General features: G+C 66.1%; 27 protein-coding genes. 26 read left to right on the plus strand and 1 reads right to left on the minus strand.

From position 1 onward, the window contains the following. Nucleotides 1-28: 28 nt before the first annotated feature. The 3 genes from fusA (at nt 29) to FBY22_RS00575 (ending at nt 4851) form a co-directional block, all read left to right on the plus strand. Nucleotides 29-2155 carry an elongation factor G gene (gene fusA / locus FBY22_RS00565; RefSeq protein WP_142141934.1) on the plus strand — a complete coding sequence of 709 codons (2127 nt, stop codon included), beginning with the start codon at nt 29-31 and terminating at the stop codon, nt 2153-2155. Between the two features lie 156 nt (nt 2156-2311). Then, nucleotides 2312-3505: an elongation factor Tu gene (gene tuf, locus FBY22_RS00570; RefSeq protein WP_142141935.1), complete on the plus strand. Its 1194-nt coding sequence runs from the start codon at nt 2312-2314 to the stop codon at nt 3503-3505. A gap of 209 nt (nt 3506-3714) precedes the next feature. Further along, nucleotides 3715-4851 carry an acyltransferase gene (locus tag FBY22_RS00575; protein ID WP_142141936.1) on the plus strand — a complete coding sequence of 379 codons (1137 nt, stop codon included), beginning with the start codon at nt 3715-3717 and terminating at the stop codon, nt 4849-4851. A gap of 42 nt (nt 4852-4893) precedes the next feature. On the opposite strand, the gene FBY22_RS00580 is transcribed toward FBY22_RS00575, so the two are convergent. After that, nucleotides 4894-5076, minus strand: coding sequence for a hypothetical protein (locus FBY22_RS00580; protein WP_142141937.1), 183 nt, complete (start codon nt 5074-5076; stop codon nt 4894-4896). Between the two features lie 436 nt (nt 5077-5512). Between FBY22_RS00580 and rpsJ the strand changes: the two genes are divergently transcribed. The 23 genes from rpsJ (at nt 5513) to FBY22_RS00700 (ending at nt 17634) form a co-directional block, all read left to right on the plus strand. After that, entirely contained in the window at nt 5513-5821 is a 309-nt protein-coding gene (gene rpsJ / locus FBY22_RS00585; protein WP_003948644.1) for a 30S ribosomal protein S10, read from the plus strand. A 17-nt stretch (nt 5822-5838) separates the two neighbouring features. Then, the gene (rplC, locus tag FBY22_RS00590) at nt 5839-6483 is read left to right on the plus strand and encodes a 50S ribosomal protein L3 (RefSeq protein WP_005481233.1); all 645 of its coding nucleotides are present in this window, start codon (nt 5839-5841) and stop codon (nt 6481-6483) included. Between the two features lie 7 nt (nt 6484-6490). Continuing rightward, nucleotides 6491-7147, plus strand: coding sequence for a 50S ribosomal protein L4 (rplD, locus tag FBY22_RS00595; protein WP_142141938.1), 657 nt, complete (start codon nt 6491-6493; stop codon nt 7145-7147). Next, nucleotides 7147-7566 carry a 50S ribosomal protein L23 gene (gene rplW, locus FBY22_RS00600; protein WP_058923764.1) on the plus strand — a complete coding sequence of 140 codons (420 nt, stop codon included), beginning with the start codon at nt 7147-7149 and terminating at the stop codon, nt 7564-7566. Before rplD ends, rplW begins: the two co-directional genes overlap by 1 nt. A 38-nt stretch (nt 7567-7604) precedes the next feature. Continuing rightward, nucleotides 7605-8441, plus strand: a complete 837-nt coding sequence (rplB, locus tag FBY22_RS00605) for a 50S ribosomal protein L2 (protein WP_058923763.1) — start codon at nt 7605-7607, stop codon at nt 8439-8441. Nucleotides 8442-8453: 12 nt separating this feature from the next. After that, entirely contained in the window at nt 8454-8735 is a 282-nt protein-coding gene (rpsS, locus tag FBY22_RS00610; RefSeq protein ID WP_007384069.1) for a 30S ribosomal protein S19, read from the plus strand. A gap of 44 nt (nt 8736-8779) precedes the next feature. Beyond that, a complete protein-coding gene (gene rplV, locus FBY22_RS00615) occupies nt 8780-9127 on the plus strand; it encodes a 50S ribosomal protein L22 (RefSeq protein WP_003974262.1) in 348 nt (115 codons plus the stop codon). After that, nucleotides 9127-9951 (plus strand): 30S ribosomal protein S3, encoded by an 825-nt coding sequence (gene rpsC / locus FBY22_RS00620; RefSeq protein WP_062023386.1) that lies wholly within the window; start codon nt 9127-9129, stop codon nt 9949-9951. The genes rplV and rpsC overlap by 1 nt, the downstream gene beginning before the upstream one ends. A gap of 5 nt (nt 9952-9956) precedes the next feature. Next, nucleotides 9957-10376, plus strand: a complete 420-nt coding sequence (rplP, locus tag FBY22_RS00625) for a 50S ribosomal protein L16 (RefSeq protein WP_007494765.1) — start codon at nt 9957-9959, stop codon at nt 10374-10376. Then, nucleotides 10376-10600: a 50S ribosomal protein L29 gene (rpmC, locus tag FBY22_RS00630; RefSeq protein ID WP_007494763.1), complete on the plus strand. Its 225-nt coding sequence runs from the start codon at nt 10376-10378 to the stop codon at nt 10598-10600. Before rplP ends, rpmC begins: the two co-directional genes overlap by 1 nt. Further along, nucleotides 10597-10881 (plus strand): 30S ribosomal protein S17, encoded by a 285-nt coding sequence (gene rpsQ / locus FBY22_RS00635; RefSeq protein WP_058923761.1) that lies wholly within the window; start codon nt 10597-10599, stop codon nt 10879-10881. Before rpmC ends, rpsQ begins: the two co-directional genes overlap by 4 nt. 123 nt (nt 10882-11004) lie before the next feature. Further along, complete coding sequence (gene rplN, locus FBY22_RS00640; RefSeq protein WP_003998823.1) at nt 11005-11373, plus strand: 50S ribosomal protein L14; 369 nt, start codon at nt 11005-11007, stop codon at nt 11371-11373. Between the two features lie 2 nt (nt 11374-11375). After that, nucleotides 11376-11699: a 50S ribosomal protein L24 gene (gene rplX, locus FBY22_RS00645; RefSeq protein WP_058923760.1), complete on the plus strand. Its 324-nt coding sequence runs from the start codon at nt 11376-11378 to the stop codon at nt 11697-11699. After that, complete coding sequence (rplE, locus tag FBY22_RS00650) at nt 11699-12256, plus strand: 50S ribosomal protein L5 (RefSeq protein ID WP_007494758.1); 558 nt, start codon at nt 11699-11701, stop codon at nt 12254-12256. Before rplX ends, rplE begins: the two co-directional genes overlap by 1 nt. A 5-nt stretch (nt 12257-12261) precedes the next feature. Further along, complete coding sequence (locus FBY22_RS00655; RefSeq protein WP_003948630.1) at nt 12262-12447, plus strand: type Z 30S ribosomal protein S14; 186 nt, start codon at nt 12262-12264, stop codon at nt 12445-12447. A gap of 213 nt (nt 12448-12660) precedes the next feature. After that, on the plus strand, nt 12661-13059 hold the full coding sequence (gene rpsH / locus FBY22_RS00665; RefSeq protein ID WP_014674378.1) for a 30S ribosomal protein S8: 399 nt from the start codon (nt 12661-12663) through the stop codon (nt 13057-13059). Between the two features lie 24 nt (nt 13060-13083). After that, on the plus strand, nt 13084-13623 hold the full coding sequence (rplF, locus tag FBY22_RS00670; protein ID WP_058923759.1) for a 50S ribosomal protein L6: 540 nt from the start codon (nt 13084-13086) through the stop codon (nt 13621-13623). Nucleotides 13624-13626: 3 nt separating this feature from the next. Continuing rightward, nucleotides 13627-14010, plus strand: coding sequence for a 50S ribosomal protein L18 (gene rplR / locus FBY22_RS00675; RefSeq protein WP_030745253.1), 384 nt, complete (start codon nt 13627-13629; stop codon nt 14008-14010). 36 nt (nt 14011-14046) lie between these two features. Further along, on the plus strand, nt 14047-14652 hold the full coding sequence (rpsE, locus tag FBY22_RS00680) for a 30S ribosomal protein S5 (protein ID WP_142141939.1): 606 nt from the start codon (nt 14047-14049) through the stop codon (nt 14650-14652). A 2-nt stretch (nt 14653-14654) separates the two neighbouring features. Beyond that, nucleotides 14655-14837 carry a 50S ribosomal protein L30 gene (gene rpmD / locus FBY22_RS00685; protein ID WP_003974250.1) on the plus strand — a complete coding sequence of 61 codons (183 nt, stop codon included), beginning with the start codon at nt 14655-14657 and terminating at the stop codon, nt 14835-14837. Nucleotides 14838-14839: 2 nt separating this feature from the next. Beyond that, complete coding sequence (rplO, locus tag FBY22_RS00690; protein ID WP_003974249.1) at nt 14840-15295, plus strand: 50S ribosomal protein L15; 456 nt, start codon at nt 14840-14842, stop codon at nt 15293-15295. 363 nt (nt 15296-15658) lie between these two features. Next, entirely contained in the window at nt 15659-16972 is a 1314-nt protein-coding gene (secY, locus tag FBY22_RS00695; RefSeq protein ID WP_142141940.1) for a preprotein translocase subunit SecY, read from the plus strand. Next, nucleotides 16972-17634 (plus strand): adenylate kinase, encoded by a 663-nt coding sequence (locus FBY22_RS00700; RefSeq protein WP_142141941.1) that lies wholly within the window; start codon nt 16972-16974, stop codon nt 17632-17634. The genes secY and FBY22_RS00700 overlap by 1 nt, the downstream gene beginning before the upstream one ends. The last annotated feature ends 40 nt before the right edge of the window (nt 17635-17674 follow it).

Consider the following 17674-nt stretch of genomic DNA (forward strand, 5'->3'; position numbering starts at 1 on the left):
ATCGAGACCGAGAGAAGACTGAAGCCTTATGGCTACCACTTCACTTGACCTGGCCAAGGTGCGCAACATCGGCATCATGGCCCACATCGACGCGGGCAAGACGACCACCACAGAGCGGATCCTGTTCTACACCGGTGTGTCTTACAAGATCGGTGAGGTCCACGACGGCGCTGCCACCATGGACTGGATGGAGCAGGAGCAGGAGCGTGGCATCACGATCACCTCTGCTGCCACCACCTGTCACTGGCCGCTGGAAGACGTCGACCACACCATCAACATCATCGACACGCCGGGCCACGTCGACTTCACCGTCGAGGTGGAGCGTTCGCTGCGCGTGCTCGACGGTGCCGTGACGGTGTTCGACGGCGTCGCCGGTGTTGAGCCCCAGTCCGAGACCGTGTGGCGTCAGGCGGACCGCTACGGCGTTCCGCGTATCTGCTTCGTCAACAAGCTCGACCGCACGGGCGCCGAGTTCCACCGCTGTGTGGACATGATCTCGGACCGCCTGGGCGCGCAGCCGATCGTCATGCAGCTCCCGATCGGTGCCGAGGCCGACTTCAAGGGCGTCGTGGACCTGGTCCGCATGAAGGCGCTCGTCTGGTCCGCCGAGGCCACCAAGGGCGAGATGTACGACGTCGTCGACATCCCGGACACGCACGCCGAGGCTGCCGAGGAGTACCGCGGCAAGCTTCTGGAGGCCGTGGCCGAGAACGACGAGGAGATCATGGAGCTGTACCTCGAGGGCACCGAGCCCACCGAGGAGCAGCTGTACGCCGCGATCCGTCGTATCACCATCGCGTCCGGCAAGTCCAAGGACGTCACGGTCACCCCGGTGTTCTGTGGCACCGCGTTCAAGAACAAGGGCGTCCAGCCCCTGCTCGACGCGGTCGTGCGCTACCTCCCCTCCCCCCTGGACGTCGAGGCCATCGAGGGCCACGACGTGAAGGATCCGGAGGTCGTGGTCAAGCGCAAGCCGTCCGAGGACGAGCCGCTGTCGGCCCTCGCGTTCAAGATCATGAGCGACCCGCACCTCGGCAAGCTCACCTTCGTCCGGGTCTACTCGGGCCGCCTGGAGTCCGGCACCTCGGTGCTGAACTCCGTCAAGGGCAAGAAGGAGCGCATCGGCAAGATCTACCGCATGCACGCGAACAAGCGTGAGGAGATCGACTCGGTGGGCGCCGGCGACATCATCGCCGTCATGGGTCTGAAGCAGACCACGACCGGTGAGACGCTTTGCGACGACAAGCAGCCGGTGATCCTGGAGTCCATGGACTTCCCGGCGCCGGTCATCCAGGTCGCCATCGAGCCCAAGTCGAAGGGCGACCAGGAGAAGCTGGGCGTCGCGATCCAGCGCCTGGCCGAGGAGGACCCGTCCTTCCAGGTCCACTCGGACGAGGAGACCGGCCAGACCATCATCGGTGGTATGGGCGAGCTGCACCTCGAGGTGCTGGTCGACCGTATGCGCCGTGAGTTCAAGGTCGAGGCCAACGTCGGCAAGCCGCAGGTCGCGTACCGCGAGACGATCCGCAAGGCCGTCGAGCGCGTCGACTACACGCACAAGAAGCAGACCGGTGGTACGGGTCAGTTCGCCAAGGTCCAGATCGGCATCGAGCCGATCGAGGGCGGCGACGCCTCGTACGAGTTCATCAACAAGGTGACCGGTGGCCGTATCCCCAAGGAGTACATCCCTTCGGTGGACGCGGGTGCGCAGGAGGCCATGCAGTTCGGCATCCTGGCCGGTTACGAGATGACCGGTGTCCGTGTGATCCTGCACGACGGTGGCTACCACGAGGTCGACTCCTCCGAGCTCGCCTTCAAGATCGCCGGCTCGCAGGCCTTCAAGGAGGCCGCGCGCAAGGCCAGCCCCGTGCTCCTCGAGCCGATGATGGCCGTCGAGGTCACCACGCCCGAGGACTACATGGGTGAGGTCATCGGCGACATCAACTCCCGCCGTGGCCAGATCCAGGCCATGGAGGAGCGGGCCGGTGCCCGCGTCGTGAAGGGCCTCGTGCCCCTTTCGGAGATGTTCGGCTACGTCGGCGACCTGCGCAGCAAGACGTCCGGCCGTGCCAGCTACTCCATGCAGTTCGACTCCTACGCCGAGGTTCCGCGGAACGTCGCCGAGGAGATCATCGCGAAGGCCAAGGGCGAGTAACGCACCGCGTTCACACGCCGTAGGCTTGACTCCGGAGCCTCACGGGGCATTCCGTCGCAAGAGCGGAGGAATGCCCCGGGGATCCGGGCCATCCAGCAAAGATCACCTGGCGCCGATGAAGCAAGGCGTTCAGAACCACTCCACAGGAGGACCCCAGTGGCGAAGGCGAAGTTCGAGCGGACTAAGCCGCACGTCAACATCGGCACCATCGGTCACATCGACCACGGTAAGACGACCCTCACGGCCGCCATTACCAAGGTGCTGCACGACGCGTTCCCGGACCTGAACGAGGCCTCGGCGTTCGACCAGATCGACAAGGCTCCCGAAGAGCGCCAGCGCGGTATCACCATCTCCATCGCGCACGTCGAGTACCAGACGGAGACCCGTCACTACGCCCACGTCGACTGCCCCGGTCACGCGGACTACATCAAGAACATGATCACCGGTGCTGCCCAGATGGACGGCGCCATCCTCGTGGTCGCCGCCACCGACGGCCCGATGCCGCAGACCAAGGAGCACGTGCTCCTGGCCCGCCAGGTCGGCGTTCCGTACATCGTCGTCGCCCTGAACAAGGCCGACATGGTGGACGACGAGGAGATCCTGGAGCTCGTCGAGCTCGAGGTCCGCGAGCTGCTCTCCGAGTACGAGTTCCCGGGCGACGACCTGCCGGTCGTCAAGGTCTCCGCTCTGAAGGCCCTTGAGGGCGACAAGGAGTGGGGCCAGACCGTCCTCGACCTGATGAAGGCCGTCGACGAGTCGATCCCGGAGCCCGAGCGCGACGTCGACAAGCCGTTCCTGATGCCGATCGAGGACGTCTTCACGATCACCGGTCGCGGTACGGTCGTCACCGGCCGTATCGAGCGTGGTGTCCTGAAGGTCAACGAGACCGTCGACATCATCGGCATCAAGACCGAGAAGACCACCACCACGGTCACCGGCATCGAGATGTTCCGCAAGCTGCTCGACGAGGGCCAGGCCGGTGAGAACGTCGGTCTGCTGCTCCGTGGCATCAAGCGCGAGGACGTCGAGCGCGGCCAGGTCATCATCAAGCCGGGCTCGGTCACCCCGCACACCGAGTTCGAGGCGCAGGCCTACATCCTGTCCAAGGACGAGGGTGGCCGCCACACGCCGTTCTTCAACAACTACCGTCCGCAGTTCTACTTCCGTACGACGGACGTGACCGGCGTGGTGACCCTCCCCGAGGGCACCGAGATGGTCATGCCGGGTGACAACACCGAGATGAAGGTGGAGCTCATCCAGCCCATCGCCATGGAAGAGGGCCTGAAGTTCGCCATCCGTGAGGGTGGCCGGACGGTCGGCGCCGGCCAGGTCACCAAGATCAACAAGTGATCTTGGCCCGCAAGGGCTGACCTGACCCGCCAAGGGCACTGAAAGGGCCCGTACGACTTCGGTCGTGCGGGCCCTTTCGCTCGTGCTGTGAAGGCTGGGCGAACTCTGTGGGACGCGACGCCGAAGATGCCCCTTCCGTCACGGTGTGCGGTGGATGTGACGCCCTAGCGTGAGGGTGTTCCGAGCAGCCAGGCAGGGGATGATCGTCGATGTCCGTGGTGGTCGACCGACCGACGCAGCGGTTGCGAACGGTGCGGGTCCACCGTCACAGACCCCCGCTCCGCCCCGAACGCCCGCGGCTGTACGCCGTGGACGGCATCCGCCTCCTCGCCGCCCTGATGGTCGCGGTCCACCACTACGCCGGCAGTTGGCGGGTCGACCAGCCGGGCAACGCGGTGTGGGGCCGGCCGGTGTCGGAGGTGATGCCGACGGTGTTCCGCCTCGCGGCCTACGGCTGGATCGGCGTCGAGTTCTTCTTCGTGATCAGCGGCTTCGTGATCTGCATGTCCTGCTGGGGCCGCGGCCCGCGCCAGTTCTTCGTCTCACGCGTGATCCGCCTGTACCCGGCGTACTGGTTCGCCATCGTCTTCACGACGGCCGTGGTGGTGGCGCTGCCCGGCGTCTGGGACCGCCTGAAGGCGCGCGACATTCTGCTCAACTTCACGATGCTGCAGTCCGGTTCGGGCGTCGACAGCGTCGACGGGGTGTACTGGACGCTCTGGTCCGAGCTGCGTTTCTACCTGCTCTTCCTCGCGGTCGTCGCCACGGGACTGACCTACCGCAAGGTCGTCGTCTTCTGCTGCGCGTGGGGCGCGGCCGCGATGCTGGCGCCGGCGGCCCACTTCGCCCCGCTGACACTCGCGGCGAACCCCGAGGGCGCCTGGTTCTTCATTGCGGGGCTCGCCCTCTACCTGATGCACCGCTTCGGCCAGGACCTGCTGCTGTGGGGGATCCTCGCGATGGCGTGGCTGATGGGGCAGCGCCAACTGGGCCTGCGCATCGACGACTTCGAGCAGGTCTCGGGCTGGCGGGGGAGTGTCGTCCTCTTCACCGGGTTCCTGCTCGTGATGGTCGCGATCGCGCTGGGCGCGACGGACCGCCTCCGCTGGAAGTGGCTGGCGACGGCGGGCGGCCTCACCTATCCGCTCTACCTCCTGCACTACGTCGCCGGTACGACACTCATCAACCGCCTGCAGGGCACGATGGACGCGCGACTGCTGGTGACCGCGGTGATCGCCGGCTTCCTGGTACTGAGCCGGCTGGTGCACCGGTATGTGGAGCGGCCGGGGGCGCGGCTGCTGAAGAGGGGGTTGGAGGGGGCGTTCGCGCGGGTGCGGGGGGTCTAGGGCGCGCCGGGCCTCGACCGGGCGCGCCCTCATCCGGCGGGGTCAGCCGGACGTGACCGGCACTGCCGTCCGGTCGGCGGACGTGGGCTGTTCGGGCGGGGACGGCCGGTGCCGGTCGTGCTCTCGGATCGCCTGCCGCAGCCGGGCCAGTACCGGCCCGTGCCCGGTGCCCAGTTCCCGGGCCGCGCCCGCCGGGGCTTCCGCGACGGCCGACTCGATGGCCACGAAGAGTGGAGGGGATCGGTCCGCTCTGTGCGTGATCGTTGCGAAGGGCACCCGTGTTTGACCTACGTCACTCCCGGGGTATTCTCTCCGGCTCGATTGGCCAGGCCCCTGCCCCATATGGCAGACTGTCCGAGTTGCTCGGTCGAGTGTTGATGCTGCGCGCCTCCCGCCGGGAGGACCGGAAGCGAGTCCCACAGTACTCGTCGTCCTAACTGCCCTCGGGCAGCACTGGGGCGGACGTACGGGAATCTTCCGGGAAGCGTTGGTGCGGCACCGGCCAGGCACCCGGTGAACCTCTTTCCCAAGATCAGGGATGTTCGAACAAGGGACATCTGTGTCAGTGGAAGCGCGACACGCCCGACCGCGTGGGTCGGAGAAAGTGTCAGAGGGACACCAGGTTCCAGAGCTGTAGAAGAGACAGGACTACTGAGTAGCCATGGCGGGACAGAAGATCCGCATCCGGCTCAAGGCCTACGACCACGAGGTCATCGACTCCTCGGCGAAGAAGATCGTCGAGACGGTGACCCGCACTGGTGCGTCGGTCGCGGGCCCGGTGCCGCTGCCCACTGAGAAGAACGTGTACTGCGTCATCAAGTCGCCGCACAAGTACAAGGACTCGCGCGAGCACTTCGAGATGCGCACGCACAAGCGCCTGATCGACATCCTCGACCCCACCCCCAAGACCGTTGACTCTCTGATGCGACTCGACCTCCCGGCCGGTGTCGACATCGAGATCAAGCTCTGAGGGCTGGTGATCTGAGAATGGCTAAGCAGATCAAGGGCATCCTGGGCGAGAAGCTCGGCATGACGCAGGTGTGGGACGAGAACAACCGCGTTGTTCCGGTCACCGTCGTCAAGGCCGGCCCCAACGTCGTCACCCAGGTCCGTACGAACGACGTCGACGGCTACGAGTCCGTCCAGATCGCGTTCGGCGAGATCGACCCGCGCAAGGTGAACAAGCCCCTCAAGGGCCACTTCGCCAAGGCCGACGTCACTCCCCGCCGCCACCTCGTCGAGATCCGCACCGCGGACGCCTCCGAGTACACGCTGGGCCAGGAGATCTCCGCTGAGGTCTTCGAGGCGGGCGTCAAGGTGGACGTGACCGGCAAGAGCAAGGGCAAGGGCTTCGCCGGTGTCATGAAGCGTCACAACTTCAAGGGCCTCGGCGCCGGACACGGCACCCAGCGCAAGCACCGCTCTCCCGGTTCCATCGGTGGCTGCGCCACCCCGGGCCGTGTGTTCAAGGGCCTCCGCATGGCGGGTCGCATGGGCAACGAGCGCGTCACCACCCAGAACCTGACCGTCCACGCCGTTGACGCGGAGAAGGGTCTGCTGCTCATCAAGGGCGCGGTTCCCGGTCCGAACGGCGGCCTCGTCCTGGTCCGCACCGCGGCCAAGGGGGCCTGAGGTACCGATGAGCACTGTTGACATCCTTTCGCCTGCCGGCGAGAAGACCGGTAGCGTCGAGCTCCCCGCGGAGATCTTCGGCGTGGAGAAGGTCAGCATCCCGCTGATCCACCAGGTCGTCGTCGCGCAGAACGCCGCTGCCCGTCAGGGCACGCACAAGACCAAGACCCGTGGCGAGGTTCGCGGTGGCGGCAAGAAGCCGTACCGCCAGAAGGGCACCGGCCGCGCCCGTCAGGGCTCGACCCGCGCGCCCCAGTTCGCCGGTGGTGGCGTCGTGCACGGTCCCGTGCCGCGCGACTACTCGCAGCGGACCCCGAAGAAGATGAAGGCTGCCGCCCTGCGTCACGCCCTCACCGACCGGGCCCGCCACAACCGCATCCACGTCGTCTCCGGCGTGATCGAGGGCGAGACCCCCAGCACCAAGGCCGCTCGCACGCTGTTCGGCAAGATCTCGGAGCGCAAGAACCTGCTCCTGGTCGTCGAGCGCGCCGACGAGGCCGCGTGGCTGTCCGCCCGCAACCTGCCCCAGGTCCACATCCTGGAGCCGGGCCAGCTGAACACGTACGACGTGATCGTCTCGGACGACGTGGTCTTCACCCAGGCCGCTCTCGAGTCCTTCGTCGCCGGCCCGAAGGCCAACGACACCGAAGGGAGCGAGGCCTGATGGCTACGCGTCACCCGAGCATTGCCTCCAAGGCTGCGAAGGCCGCCAAGGCCGCGCGCGTCGCCAAGGCGCGTCGCCACGCCACCGAGGGCAAGAACACGGTCGAGACCCCGCTCAGCAAGTCGTACACGGACCCCCGTGACGTGCTGCTGAAGCCGGTCGTCTCCGAGAAGAGCTACGCGCTCCTGGACGAGAACAAGTACACGTTCATCGTCGACCCGCGCGCCAACAAGACCCAGATCAAGGAGGCCGTCCAGGCGGTCTTCTCGGTCAAGGTCACCGGGGTCAACACGATCAACCGCATCGGCAAGCGCAAGCGGACCCGCACCGGCTTCGGCCAGCGTGCGGCGACCAAGCGCGCGATCGTGACCCTCGCCGAGGGCGACCGTATCGACATCTTCGGCGGTCCGACCGCGTAAGCGGGTCGGATCGTCCGATATCGGACGAGGACTGAGAAATGGGAATCCGCAAGTACAAGCCGACTACGCCGGGCCGTCGTGGTTCCAGCGTCGCCGACTTCGTCGAGGTCACGCGGTCCACGCCGGAGAAGTCGCTGGTCCGCCCGCTGCACAGCAAGGGCGGCCGTAACAACGCCGGTCGTGTGACCGTTCGCCACCAGGGTGGCGGACACAAGCGCGCCTACCGAGTGATCGACTTCCGTCGTCACGACAAGGACGGCGTGCCGGCGAAGGTCGCGCACATCGAGTACGACCCCAACCGCACCGCGCGCATCGCGCTGCTCCACTACGCGGACGGCGAGAAGCGCTACATCCTGGCGCCGAAGGGCCTGACCCAGGGCGACCGGATCGAGAACGGCCCCGGTGCCGACATCAAGCCCGGCAACAACCTGGCGCTGCGCAACATCCCGGTCGGTACGACGATCCACTCCGTGGAGCTTCGTCCGGGCGGCGGCGCCAAGTTCGCCCGTTCCGCCGGTGCCTCCGTGCAGCTGCTCGCGAAGGAGGGCACGATGGCCCACCTCCGCATGCCCTCCGGTGAGATCCGCCTGGTCGACCAGCGCTGCCGCGCCACGGTCGGCGAGGTCGGCAACGCCGAGCAGAGCAACATCAACTGGGGCAAGGCCGGCCGCAAGCGCTGGCTGGGCGTCCGCCCGACCGTTCGCGGTGTGGCGATGAACCCGGTTGACCACCCCCACGGTGGTGGTGAGGGCAAGACCTCCGGTGGTCGCCACCCGGTCAGCCCCTGGGGTCAGAAGGAGGGTCGTACTCGTTCGCCGAAGAAGGCTTCGAACAAGTACATCGTCCGCCGCCGCAAGACGAACAAGAAGCGCTAGGAGCGGGTTTAGATGCCGCGCAGTCTCAAGAAGGGGCCCTTCGTCGACGACCACCTGATCAAGAAGGTGGACGCCCAGAACGAAGCCGGTTCCAAGAACGTCATCAAGACCTGGTCCCGTCGCTCGATGATCGTCCCGGCCATGCTCGGCCACACGATCGCGGTGCACAACGGCAAGACCCACATCCCGGTGTTCGTCACCGAGTCGATGGTCGGCCACAAGCTCGGCGAGTTCTCGCCGACGCGCACCTTCCGGGGTCACGTCAAGGACGACCGGAAGTCGAAGCGCCGCTAGTAGCGGATCGCATTCAGACACGTAAGTAACTGAGAGGGACAACCATGGAAGCCAGGGCCCAGGCGCGGTACATCCGCGTTACGCCCATGAAGGCCCGCCGAGTGGTGGACCTTATCCGTGGCATGGACGCCACGGAGGCTCAGGCGGTCCTGCGATTCGCTCCGCAGGCCGCCTCAGTGCCCGTCGGCAAGGTGCTGGACAGCGCCATCGCCAACGCCGCGCACAACTACGACCACACCGACGCCGACAGCCTCTTCATCTCCGAGGCGTACGTCGACGAGGGCCCGACCCTGAAGCGGTTCCGGCCGCGCGCCCAGGGCCGTGCCTACCGGATCCGCAAGCGGACCAGCCACATCACCGTGGTCGTCAGCAGCAAGGAAGGAACCCGGTAATGGGCCAGAAGGTTAACCCGCATGGGTTCCGGCTCGGTGTCACCACGGACTTCAAGTCCCGGTGGTACGCCGACAAGCTGTACAAGGACTACGTCAAGGAAGACGTCGCCATCCGTCGGATGATGACGTCCGGCATGGAGCGCGCCGGTATCTCGAAGGTGGAGATCGAGCGCACCCGTGACCGTGTGCGTGTGGACATCCACACCGCTCGTCCGGGCATCGTCATCGGCCGCCGTGGCGCCGAGGCCGACCGCATCCGCGGTGACCTCGAGAAGCTCACGGGCAAGCAGGTCCAGCTGAACATCCTCGAGGTCAAGAACCCCGAGACCGACGCTCAGCTGGTCGCTCAGGCCGTCGCCGAGCAGCTCTCCTCCCGCGTCTCCTTCCGTCGCGCCATGCGTAAGAGCATGCAGTCGGCGATGAAGGCCGGCGCCAAGGGCATCAAGATCCAGTGCGGTGGCCGCCTCGGCGGCGCCGAGATGTCCCGCTCGGAGTTCTACCGCGAGGGCCGTGTGCCCCTGCACACGCTCCGTGCGAACGTGGACTACGGCTTCTTCGAGGCCAAGACGACCTTCGGCCGCATCGGTGTGAAGGTCTGGATCTACAAGGGCGACGTCAAGAACATCGCCGAGGTCCGCGCCGAGAACGCTGCCGCCCGTGCGGGTAACCGCCCGGCTCGCGGTGGCGGTGCCGACCGCCCGGCCCGTGGTGGCCGCGGTGGCGAGCGGCGCGGTCGCAAGCCGCAGCAGGCTGCCGGCGCCGAGGCCCCCAAGGCCGAGGCTCCCGCCGCCGCTCCGGCTGAGAGCACCGGAACGGAGGCCTGACCGACATGCTGATCCCCCGTAGGGTCAAGCACCGCAAGCAGCACCACCCCGGACGCAGCGGCGCTGCCAAGGGTGGCACGACGGTTGCGTTCGGCGAGTACGGCATCCAGGCGCTCACCCCGGCGTATGTGACGAACCGTCAGATCGAGGCCGCTCGTATCGCCATGACGCGTCACATCAAGCGTGGTGGCAAGGTCTGGATCAACATCTACCCGGACCGTCCCCTCACCAAGAAGCCCGCGGAGACCCGCATGGGTTCCGGTAAGGGTTCGCCGGAGTGGTGGATCGCCAACGTCAAGCCCGGACGCGTGATGTTCGAGCTGTCGTACCCCAACGAGAAGATCGCCCGTGAGGCGCTGACCCGTGCGGCCCACAAGCTGCCGATGAAGTGCCGGATCGTCAAGCGCGAGGCAGGTGAAGCGTGATGTCGGCCGGTACCAAGGCGTCCGAGCTGCGCGAGCTGGGCAACGAGGAGCTTCTGGCGAAGCTCCGCGAGGCCAAGGAAGAGCTGTTCAACCTCCGCTTCCAGGCGGCGACGGGCCAGCTCGAGAACCACGGCCGTCTGAAGGCGGTCCGCAAGGACATCGCGCGGATCTACACCCTGATGCGCGAGCGTGAGCTGGGCATCGAAACGGTGGAGAACGCATGAGCGAGAGCAACGTGACTGAGAACGCAGAGGCCCGCGGCTTCCGCAAGACCCGTGAGGGTCTCGTCGTCAGCGACAAGATGGACAAGACCGTCGTCGTCGCCGTCGAGGACCGCGTGAAGCACGCGCTGTACGGCAAGGTCATCCGCCGTACGAACAAGCTCAAGGCGCACGACGAGCAGAACGCCGCGGGTGTCGGCGACCGTGTCCTCCTCGCGGAGACCCGGCCGCTGTCCGCCACGAAGCGCTGGCGCGTCGTCGAGATCCTCGAGAAGGCCAAGTAGGTAATTCCCGCAAGGGAATTCCAACAAGTACGCCTGCGGGTATTCCGCAGGACAGTTCCGCCAGGCTCCGGGGGCCGTTGAAGAACGGCCCCCGGGGAACCGGCAGACGATCAGGAGATAGACGTGATCCAGCAGGAGTCGCGACTGCGTGTCGCCGACAACACTGGTGCGAAGGAGATCCTTTGCATCCGTGTGCTCGGTGGCTCCGGTCGCCGCTACGCGGGCATCGGTGACGTCATCGTCGCCACCGTCAAGGACGCGATCCCCGGTGGCAACGTGAAGAAGGGTGACGTCGTCAAGGCGGTCATCGTTCGCACCGTCAAGGAGCGCCGCCGTCCGGACGGCTCGTACATCCGCTTCGACGAGAACGCCGCCGTCATTCTGAAGAACGACGGCGACCCTCGCGGCACCCGCATCTTCGGCCCGGTCGGGCGTGAGCTGCGCGAGAAGAAGTTCATGAAGATCATCTCGCTGGCTCCGGAGGTGCTGTAAGCATGAAGATCAAGAAGGGCGACCTGGTCCAGGTCATCACCGGCAAGGACAAGGGCAAGCAGGGCAAGGTCATTGCCGCTTTCCCGCGCGAGGAGCGCGTCCTGGTCGAGGGTGTCAACCGGGTCAAGAAGCACACCAAGGCCGGCCCGACCGCCAGCGGTTCGCAGGCCGGCGGCATCGTCACGACCGAGGCGCCGATCCACGTCTCCAACGTCCAGCTGGTCGTTGAGAAGGACGGCAACAAGGTCGTCACGCGTGTCGGTTACCGCTTCGACGACGAGGGCAACAAGATCCGCGTTGCCAAGCGGACGGGTGAGGACATCTGATGGCTACCACCACCACTCCGCGTCTCAAGACGAAGTACCGCGAGGAGATCGCGGGCAAGCTGCGTGACGAGTTCAAGTACGAGAACGTCATGCAGATCCCCGGCCTCGTGAAGATCGTGGTCAACATGGGTGTCGGCGACGCCGCCCGTGACTCGAAGCTGATCGAGGGCGCGATCCGCGACCTGACCACCATCACCGGTCAGAAGCCGGCCGTCACCAAGGCCCGCAAGTCCATCGCGCAGTTCAAGCTGCGTGAGGGCCAGCCGATCGGTGCCCACGTCACGCTCCGTGGCGACCGCATGTGGGAGTTCCTGGACCGCACCCTGTCGCTGGCGCTCCCGCGCATCCGCGACTTCCGCGGCCTGTCCCCCAAGCAGTTCGACGGCCGTGGCAACTACACCTTCGGTCTCACGGAGCAGGTCATGTTCCACGAGATCGACCAGGACAAGATCGACCGCGTCCGGGGTATGGACATCACCGTGGTGACCACGGCGACCAACGACGCTGAGGGCCGTGCGCTCCTTCGTCACCTCGGCTTCCCCTTCAAGGAGGCGTGAGCGAGATGGCGAAGAAGGCTCTGATCGCGAAGGCTGCTCGCAAGCCCAAGTTCGGCGTGCGTGGCTACACGCGCTGCCAGCGCTGCGGCCGTCCCCACTCCGTGTACCGCAAGTTCGGCCTGTGCCGCGTGTGCCTTCGTGAGATGGCTCACCGTGGCGAGCTGCCGGGCGTGACCAAGAGCTCCTGGTAATCCCCTGATTGGGGATTCCTGAAGCTCTCGGTAAGCAGACTGGGCGGTCAGACGCCCACCTCCGCATGCCTTAGGCTTGTGGGGTTGGGCGTCTGTCGCCGCCCGTACGACTTACTACGCCGTAGGTCCACCGCGCCGCACCCGTCCCGTCTCGGATCGGGGAGAGGGATGGCGCACCAGGAAACCCCGGCGAGAGAGGCCGAAGGCCAATTCATGACCATGACTGATCCGATCGCAGACATGCTTACGCGTCTGCGGAATGCGAACTCGGCGTACCACGACTCGGTGTCGATGCCGCACTCCAAGATCAAGTCCCACATCGCGGAGATCCTCCAGCAGGAGGGCTTCATCACGGGCTGGAAGGTCGAGGACGCCGAGGTCGGCAAGAACCTCGTCCTCGAGCTGAAGTTCGGCCCGAACCGTGAGCGCTCCATCGCGGGCATCAAGCGGATCTCCAAGCCCGGTCTCCGGGTGTACGCGAAGTCCACCAACCTGCCGAAGGTGCTCGGCGGCCTCGGCGTGGCGATCATCTCCACGTCGCACGGGCTCCTCACCGACAAGCAGGCCGGCAAGAAGGGCGTGGGTGGGGAAGTCCTCGCCTACGTCTGGTAGCGGAAGGGAACGGAGGAAACAGCTATGTCGCGTATTGGCAAGCTCCCCATCACGGTTCCCGCCGGCGTGGACGTCACCATCGACGGCCAGACGGTCTCGGTCAAGGGCCCCAAGGGCACGCTGACCCACACCGTCGTGGCGCCGATCGAGATCGCCAAGGGTGAGGACGGCGTTCTGAACGTCACCCGCCCCAACGACGAGCGTCAGAGCAAGGCCCTGCACGGCCTGTCCCGCACGCTGGTGGCGAACATGATCACCGGCGTGACCCAGGGTTACGTGAAGAAGCTCGAGATCAGCGGTGTCGGTTACCGCGTGACCGCCAAGGGTTCGAACCTCGAGTTCGCTCTCGGCTACAGCCACCCGATCACCGTCGAGGCGCCCGAGGGAATCACCTTCAAGGTGGAGACCCCGACCCGCTTCCAGGTCGAGGGCATCGACAAGCAGAAGGTCGGCGAGGTTGCGGCCAACATCCGCAAGCTGCGCAAGCCCGACCCGTACAAGGCCAAGGGCGTCAAGTACGAGGGCGAAGTCATCCGCCGCAAGGTCGGAAAGGCGGGTAAGTAAGCCATGGCATACGGGCAGAAGATCCTCAAGGGCGACGCCTACAAGCGCGCCGCGATCAAGCGCCGTCACATCCGGATCCGCAAGAACCTTTCCGGTACGGCGGAGCGTCCCCGTCTGGTCGTGACCCGCTCCAACCGCCACATCGTGGCGCAGGTGATCGACGACCTGAAGGGCCACACCCTGGCTTCGGCGTCCACGCTGGACAGCTCGATCCGCGGTGGCGAGGGCGACAAGTCCGCGCAGGCCAAGCAGGTCGGCGCCCTGGTCGCCGAGCGGGCCAAGGCCGCCGGTGTCGAGGCCGTCGTGTTCGACCGTGGTGGCAACCAGTACGCCGGGCGCATCGCCGCCCTGGCGGACGCCGCCCGCGAGGCCGGGCTCAAGTTCTGAGCCGCTTGTAGCTAGCGGAAAGAGAGAGGTAATCCAATGGCTGGACCCCAGCGCCGCGGAAGCGGTGCCGGTGGCGGCGAGCGGCGGGACCGGAAGGGCCGTGACGGCGGCGCTGCTGCCGCCGAGAAGACCGCGTACGTTGAGCGCGTCGTCGCGATCAACCGCGTCGCCAAGGTTGTGAAGGGTGGTCGTCGCTTCAGCTTCACCGCGCTGGTCGTGGTGGGCGATGGTGACGGCACCGTGGGTGTCGGTTACGGCAAGGCCAAGGAGGTGCCGGCCGCCATCGCCAAGGGCGTTGAGGAGGCCAAGAAGCACTTCTTCAAGGTCCCCCGTATCCAGGGCACCATCCCGCACCCCATCCAGGGTGAGAAGGCTGCCGGCGTCGTGCTGCTCAAGCCCGCGTCCCCCGGTACCGGCGTTATCGCCGGTGGTCCGGTGCGTGCCGTGCTCGAGTGCGCCGGTATCCACGACATCCTGTCGAAGTCGCTCGGCTCCGACAACGCGATCAACATCGTGCACGCGACCGTGGAGGCCCTGAAGGGCCTGCAGCGCCCCGAGGAGGTCGCGGCCCGCCGTGGCCTGCCGCTCGAGGACGTCGCCCCCGCGGCTCTGCTGCGCGCTCGTGCCGGGGCGGGTGTGTGATCATGGCTCAGCTCAAGATCACACAGGTCAAGTCCTACATCGGCAGCAAGCAGAACCACCGTGACACCCTGCGCTCCCTTGGTCTCAAGGGCATCAACACGCAGGTCGTCAAGGAGGACCGCCCCGAGTTCCGCGGCATGGTGCACACCGTCCGCCACCTCGTGACGGTCGAGGAGGTCGACTGATCATGGCGGAAAACAACCCGCTCAAGATCCACAACCTCCGTCCCGCCCCGGGCGCCAAGACCGCCAAGACCCGTGTCGGTCGTGGTGAGGCGTCGAAGGGTAAGACGGCCGGTCGTGGTACCAAGGGCACGAAGGCCCGTTACCAGGTTCCGGAGCGCTTCGAGGGTGGGCAGATGCCCCTCCACATGCGTCTTCCGAAGCTGAAGGGCTTCAAGAACCCGTTCAAGACCGAGTTCCAGGTCGTGAACCTCGACAAGCTGGCCGCGCTCTACCCCGAGGGTGGCGAGGTCACGGTCGAGGGTCTGGTGGCCAAGGGTGCCGTTCGCAAGAACAGCCTCGTCAAGGTCCTCGGCCAGGGTGAGATCTCCGTGGCGCTGCAGGTGACGGTCGACGCCGTCTCCGGCTCCGCCAAGGAGAAGATCACCGCCGCCGGCGGTACGGTCACCGAGCTCGTCTGAGTTCCGGCGACACCGTCGCACACGTAACAGAGGCCGGGCAGTTCTCCACGGGGAGCTGCCCGGCCTCTGCCGTAGAAAGTGGCCGGAAATGTACGGTCGTATTACCGGAAGTCAATACGGCTTGACCGCCACCGGGTGATGCTGCGGATCTCCACCGGCCCGTAACTGACCCACCCTTGACCTGCCGTCCCCCTCATGAACTTCACCTGGCTGCACAGGCGCTGTTAGAGTCCGTAAGTCCACCTGTGCCCGCGCGAGGTATGCCGTTCGGTGTCGGGGTGGTAGAAAACATCGTTCGGCCCTCTGGGCCATGTCAGACGACTAGTCCCTGCCGCGCGCGGCGCGGGGGTCGCAGGAGGAACCGTGCTCACCGCGTTCGCCCGGGCGTTCAAGACGCCCGACCTGCGCAAGAAGCTGCTCTTCACGCTGGGCATCATCGTGGTGTACCGCGTAGGTACCCACATCCCGATCCCGGGCGTGTCCTACACGGCCGTCCAGGAGTGCGTGAAGGAGGCCTCGGGCAACCAGGGTCTCTTCGGCATGATCAACATGTTCAGCGGTGGCGCGCTGCTCCAGGTCACCGTCTTCGCCCTCGGCATCATGCCCTACATCACGGCCAGCATCATCCTGCAGCTGCTGACCGTGGTGATCCCGCGCCTGGAAGCCCTCAAGAAGGAGGGCCAGGCCGGCACGGCGAAGATCACGCAGTACACCCGCTATCTGACCGTGGCGCTCGCCATCCTGCAGGGCACCGGTCTGGTCGCCACCGCGCGCAGCGGCGCGCTGTTCAACGGCTGCCAGGTCGCCGGCCAGATCGTGCCGGACCGCTCGATCTTCTCCACCATCACGATGGTCATCTGCATGACCGCGGGTACCGCCGTCGTCATGTGGCTCGGTGAGCTGATCACCGACCGCGGCATCGGCAACGGCATGTCGATCCTGATGTTCATCTCGATCGCCGCGACCTTCCCGTCCGCGCTGTGGGCGATCAAGAAGCAGGGCACCCTGGCCGACGGCTGGATCGAGTTCGGCACGGTCATCCTCGTCGGCCTGGTCATGGTCGGTCTGGTGGTCTTCGTCGAGCAGGCGCAGCGGCGCATTCCGGTGCAGTACGCGAAGCGCATGATCGGCCGTCGTTCCTACGGCGGTACGTCCACGTACATCCCGTTGAAGGTGAACCAGGCGGGTGTGATTCCCGTCATCTTCGCGTCGTCGCTGCTCTACATTCCCGCGCTGGTCGCTCAGTTCTCCGGTTCCCAGTCCGGCTGGAAAACGTGGGTCGAGCAGAATCTGACCAAGGGCGACCATCCGATTTACATCGTTTCGTACTTCTTGCTCATCGTGTTCTTCGCATTCTTCTATGTGGCGATCTCCTTCAACCCCGAGGAAGTCGCCGACAACATGAAGAAGTATGGTGGCTTCATCCCGGGCATCCGGGCTGGCCGACCGACCGCTGAGTACCTCAGTTACGTGCTCAACCGGATCACCTGGCCGGGTTCGCTGTATCTGGGTCTGATCGCTCTCGTGCCGACGATGGCGTTGGTGGGCTTTGGGGCAAGCCAGAACTTCCCGTTCGGCGGGACCAGCATCCTGATCATCGTGGGTGTGGGTCTCGAGACGGTGAAGCAGATCGAGAGCCAGCTCCAGCAGCGCAATTACGAAGGGTTCCTCCGCTGATGCGAATCGTCCTCGTCGGGCCGCCCGGTGCCGGAAAGGGCACGCAGGCCACCCGCCTTGCCGGGAAGCTCTCGATCCCGCACATCTCCACGGGCGATCTGTTCCGCGCCAACATCAGCCGGCAGACGGAGCTCGGGAAACTCGCGAAGTCCTACATGGACGCGGGCAACCTCGTTCCCGACGAGGTCACCATCGCGATGGCGAAGGACCGCATGGAACAGCCGGACGCCGAGGGCGGCTTCCTGCTGGACGGTTTCCCGCGCAACGTCTCGCAGGCCGAGGCGCTCGACGAGCTGCTCAAGACCGAGACCATCAAGCTGGACGCGGTACTCGACCTCGAGGTCCCCGAGGAAGAGGTCGTGAAGCGGATCGCCGGCCGGCGCATCTGCCGCAACGACTCGGCGCACGTCTTCCACGTCTCCTACAGCCCCGCCAAGGAGGAAGGCGTCTGCGACGTCTGCGGCGGCGAGCTGTACCAGCGTGACGACGACTCCGAGGAGACCGTCCGCAAGCGGCTCGAGGTCTACCACACGCAGACCGAGCCGATCATCGACTACTACAAGGCGCAGGGCCTGGTCGTCACGATCTCCTCCCTGGGCCCGGTGGACGAGATCACGCAACGCGCCCTGGAGGCGCTCAAGCGCGAGGACGACGGCAAGTAGACGCCGGTCCGGTACGGCCGTGGCACCCGTATGGGCGTCA

The sequence above is a fragment of the Streptomyces sp. SLBN-31 genome, assembly GCF_006715395.1.
Classification (GTDB): Bacteria; Actinomycetota; Actinomycetes; order Streptomycetales; family Streptomycetaceae; genus Streptomyces.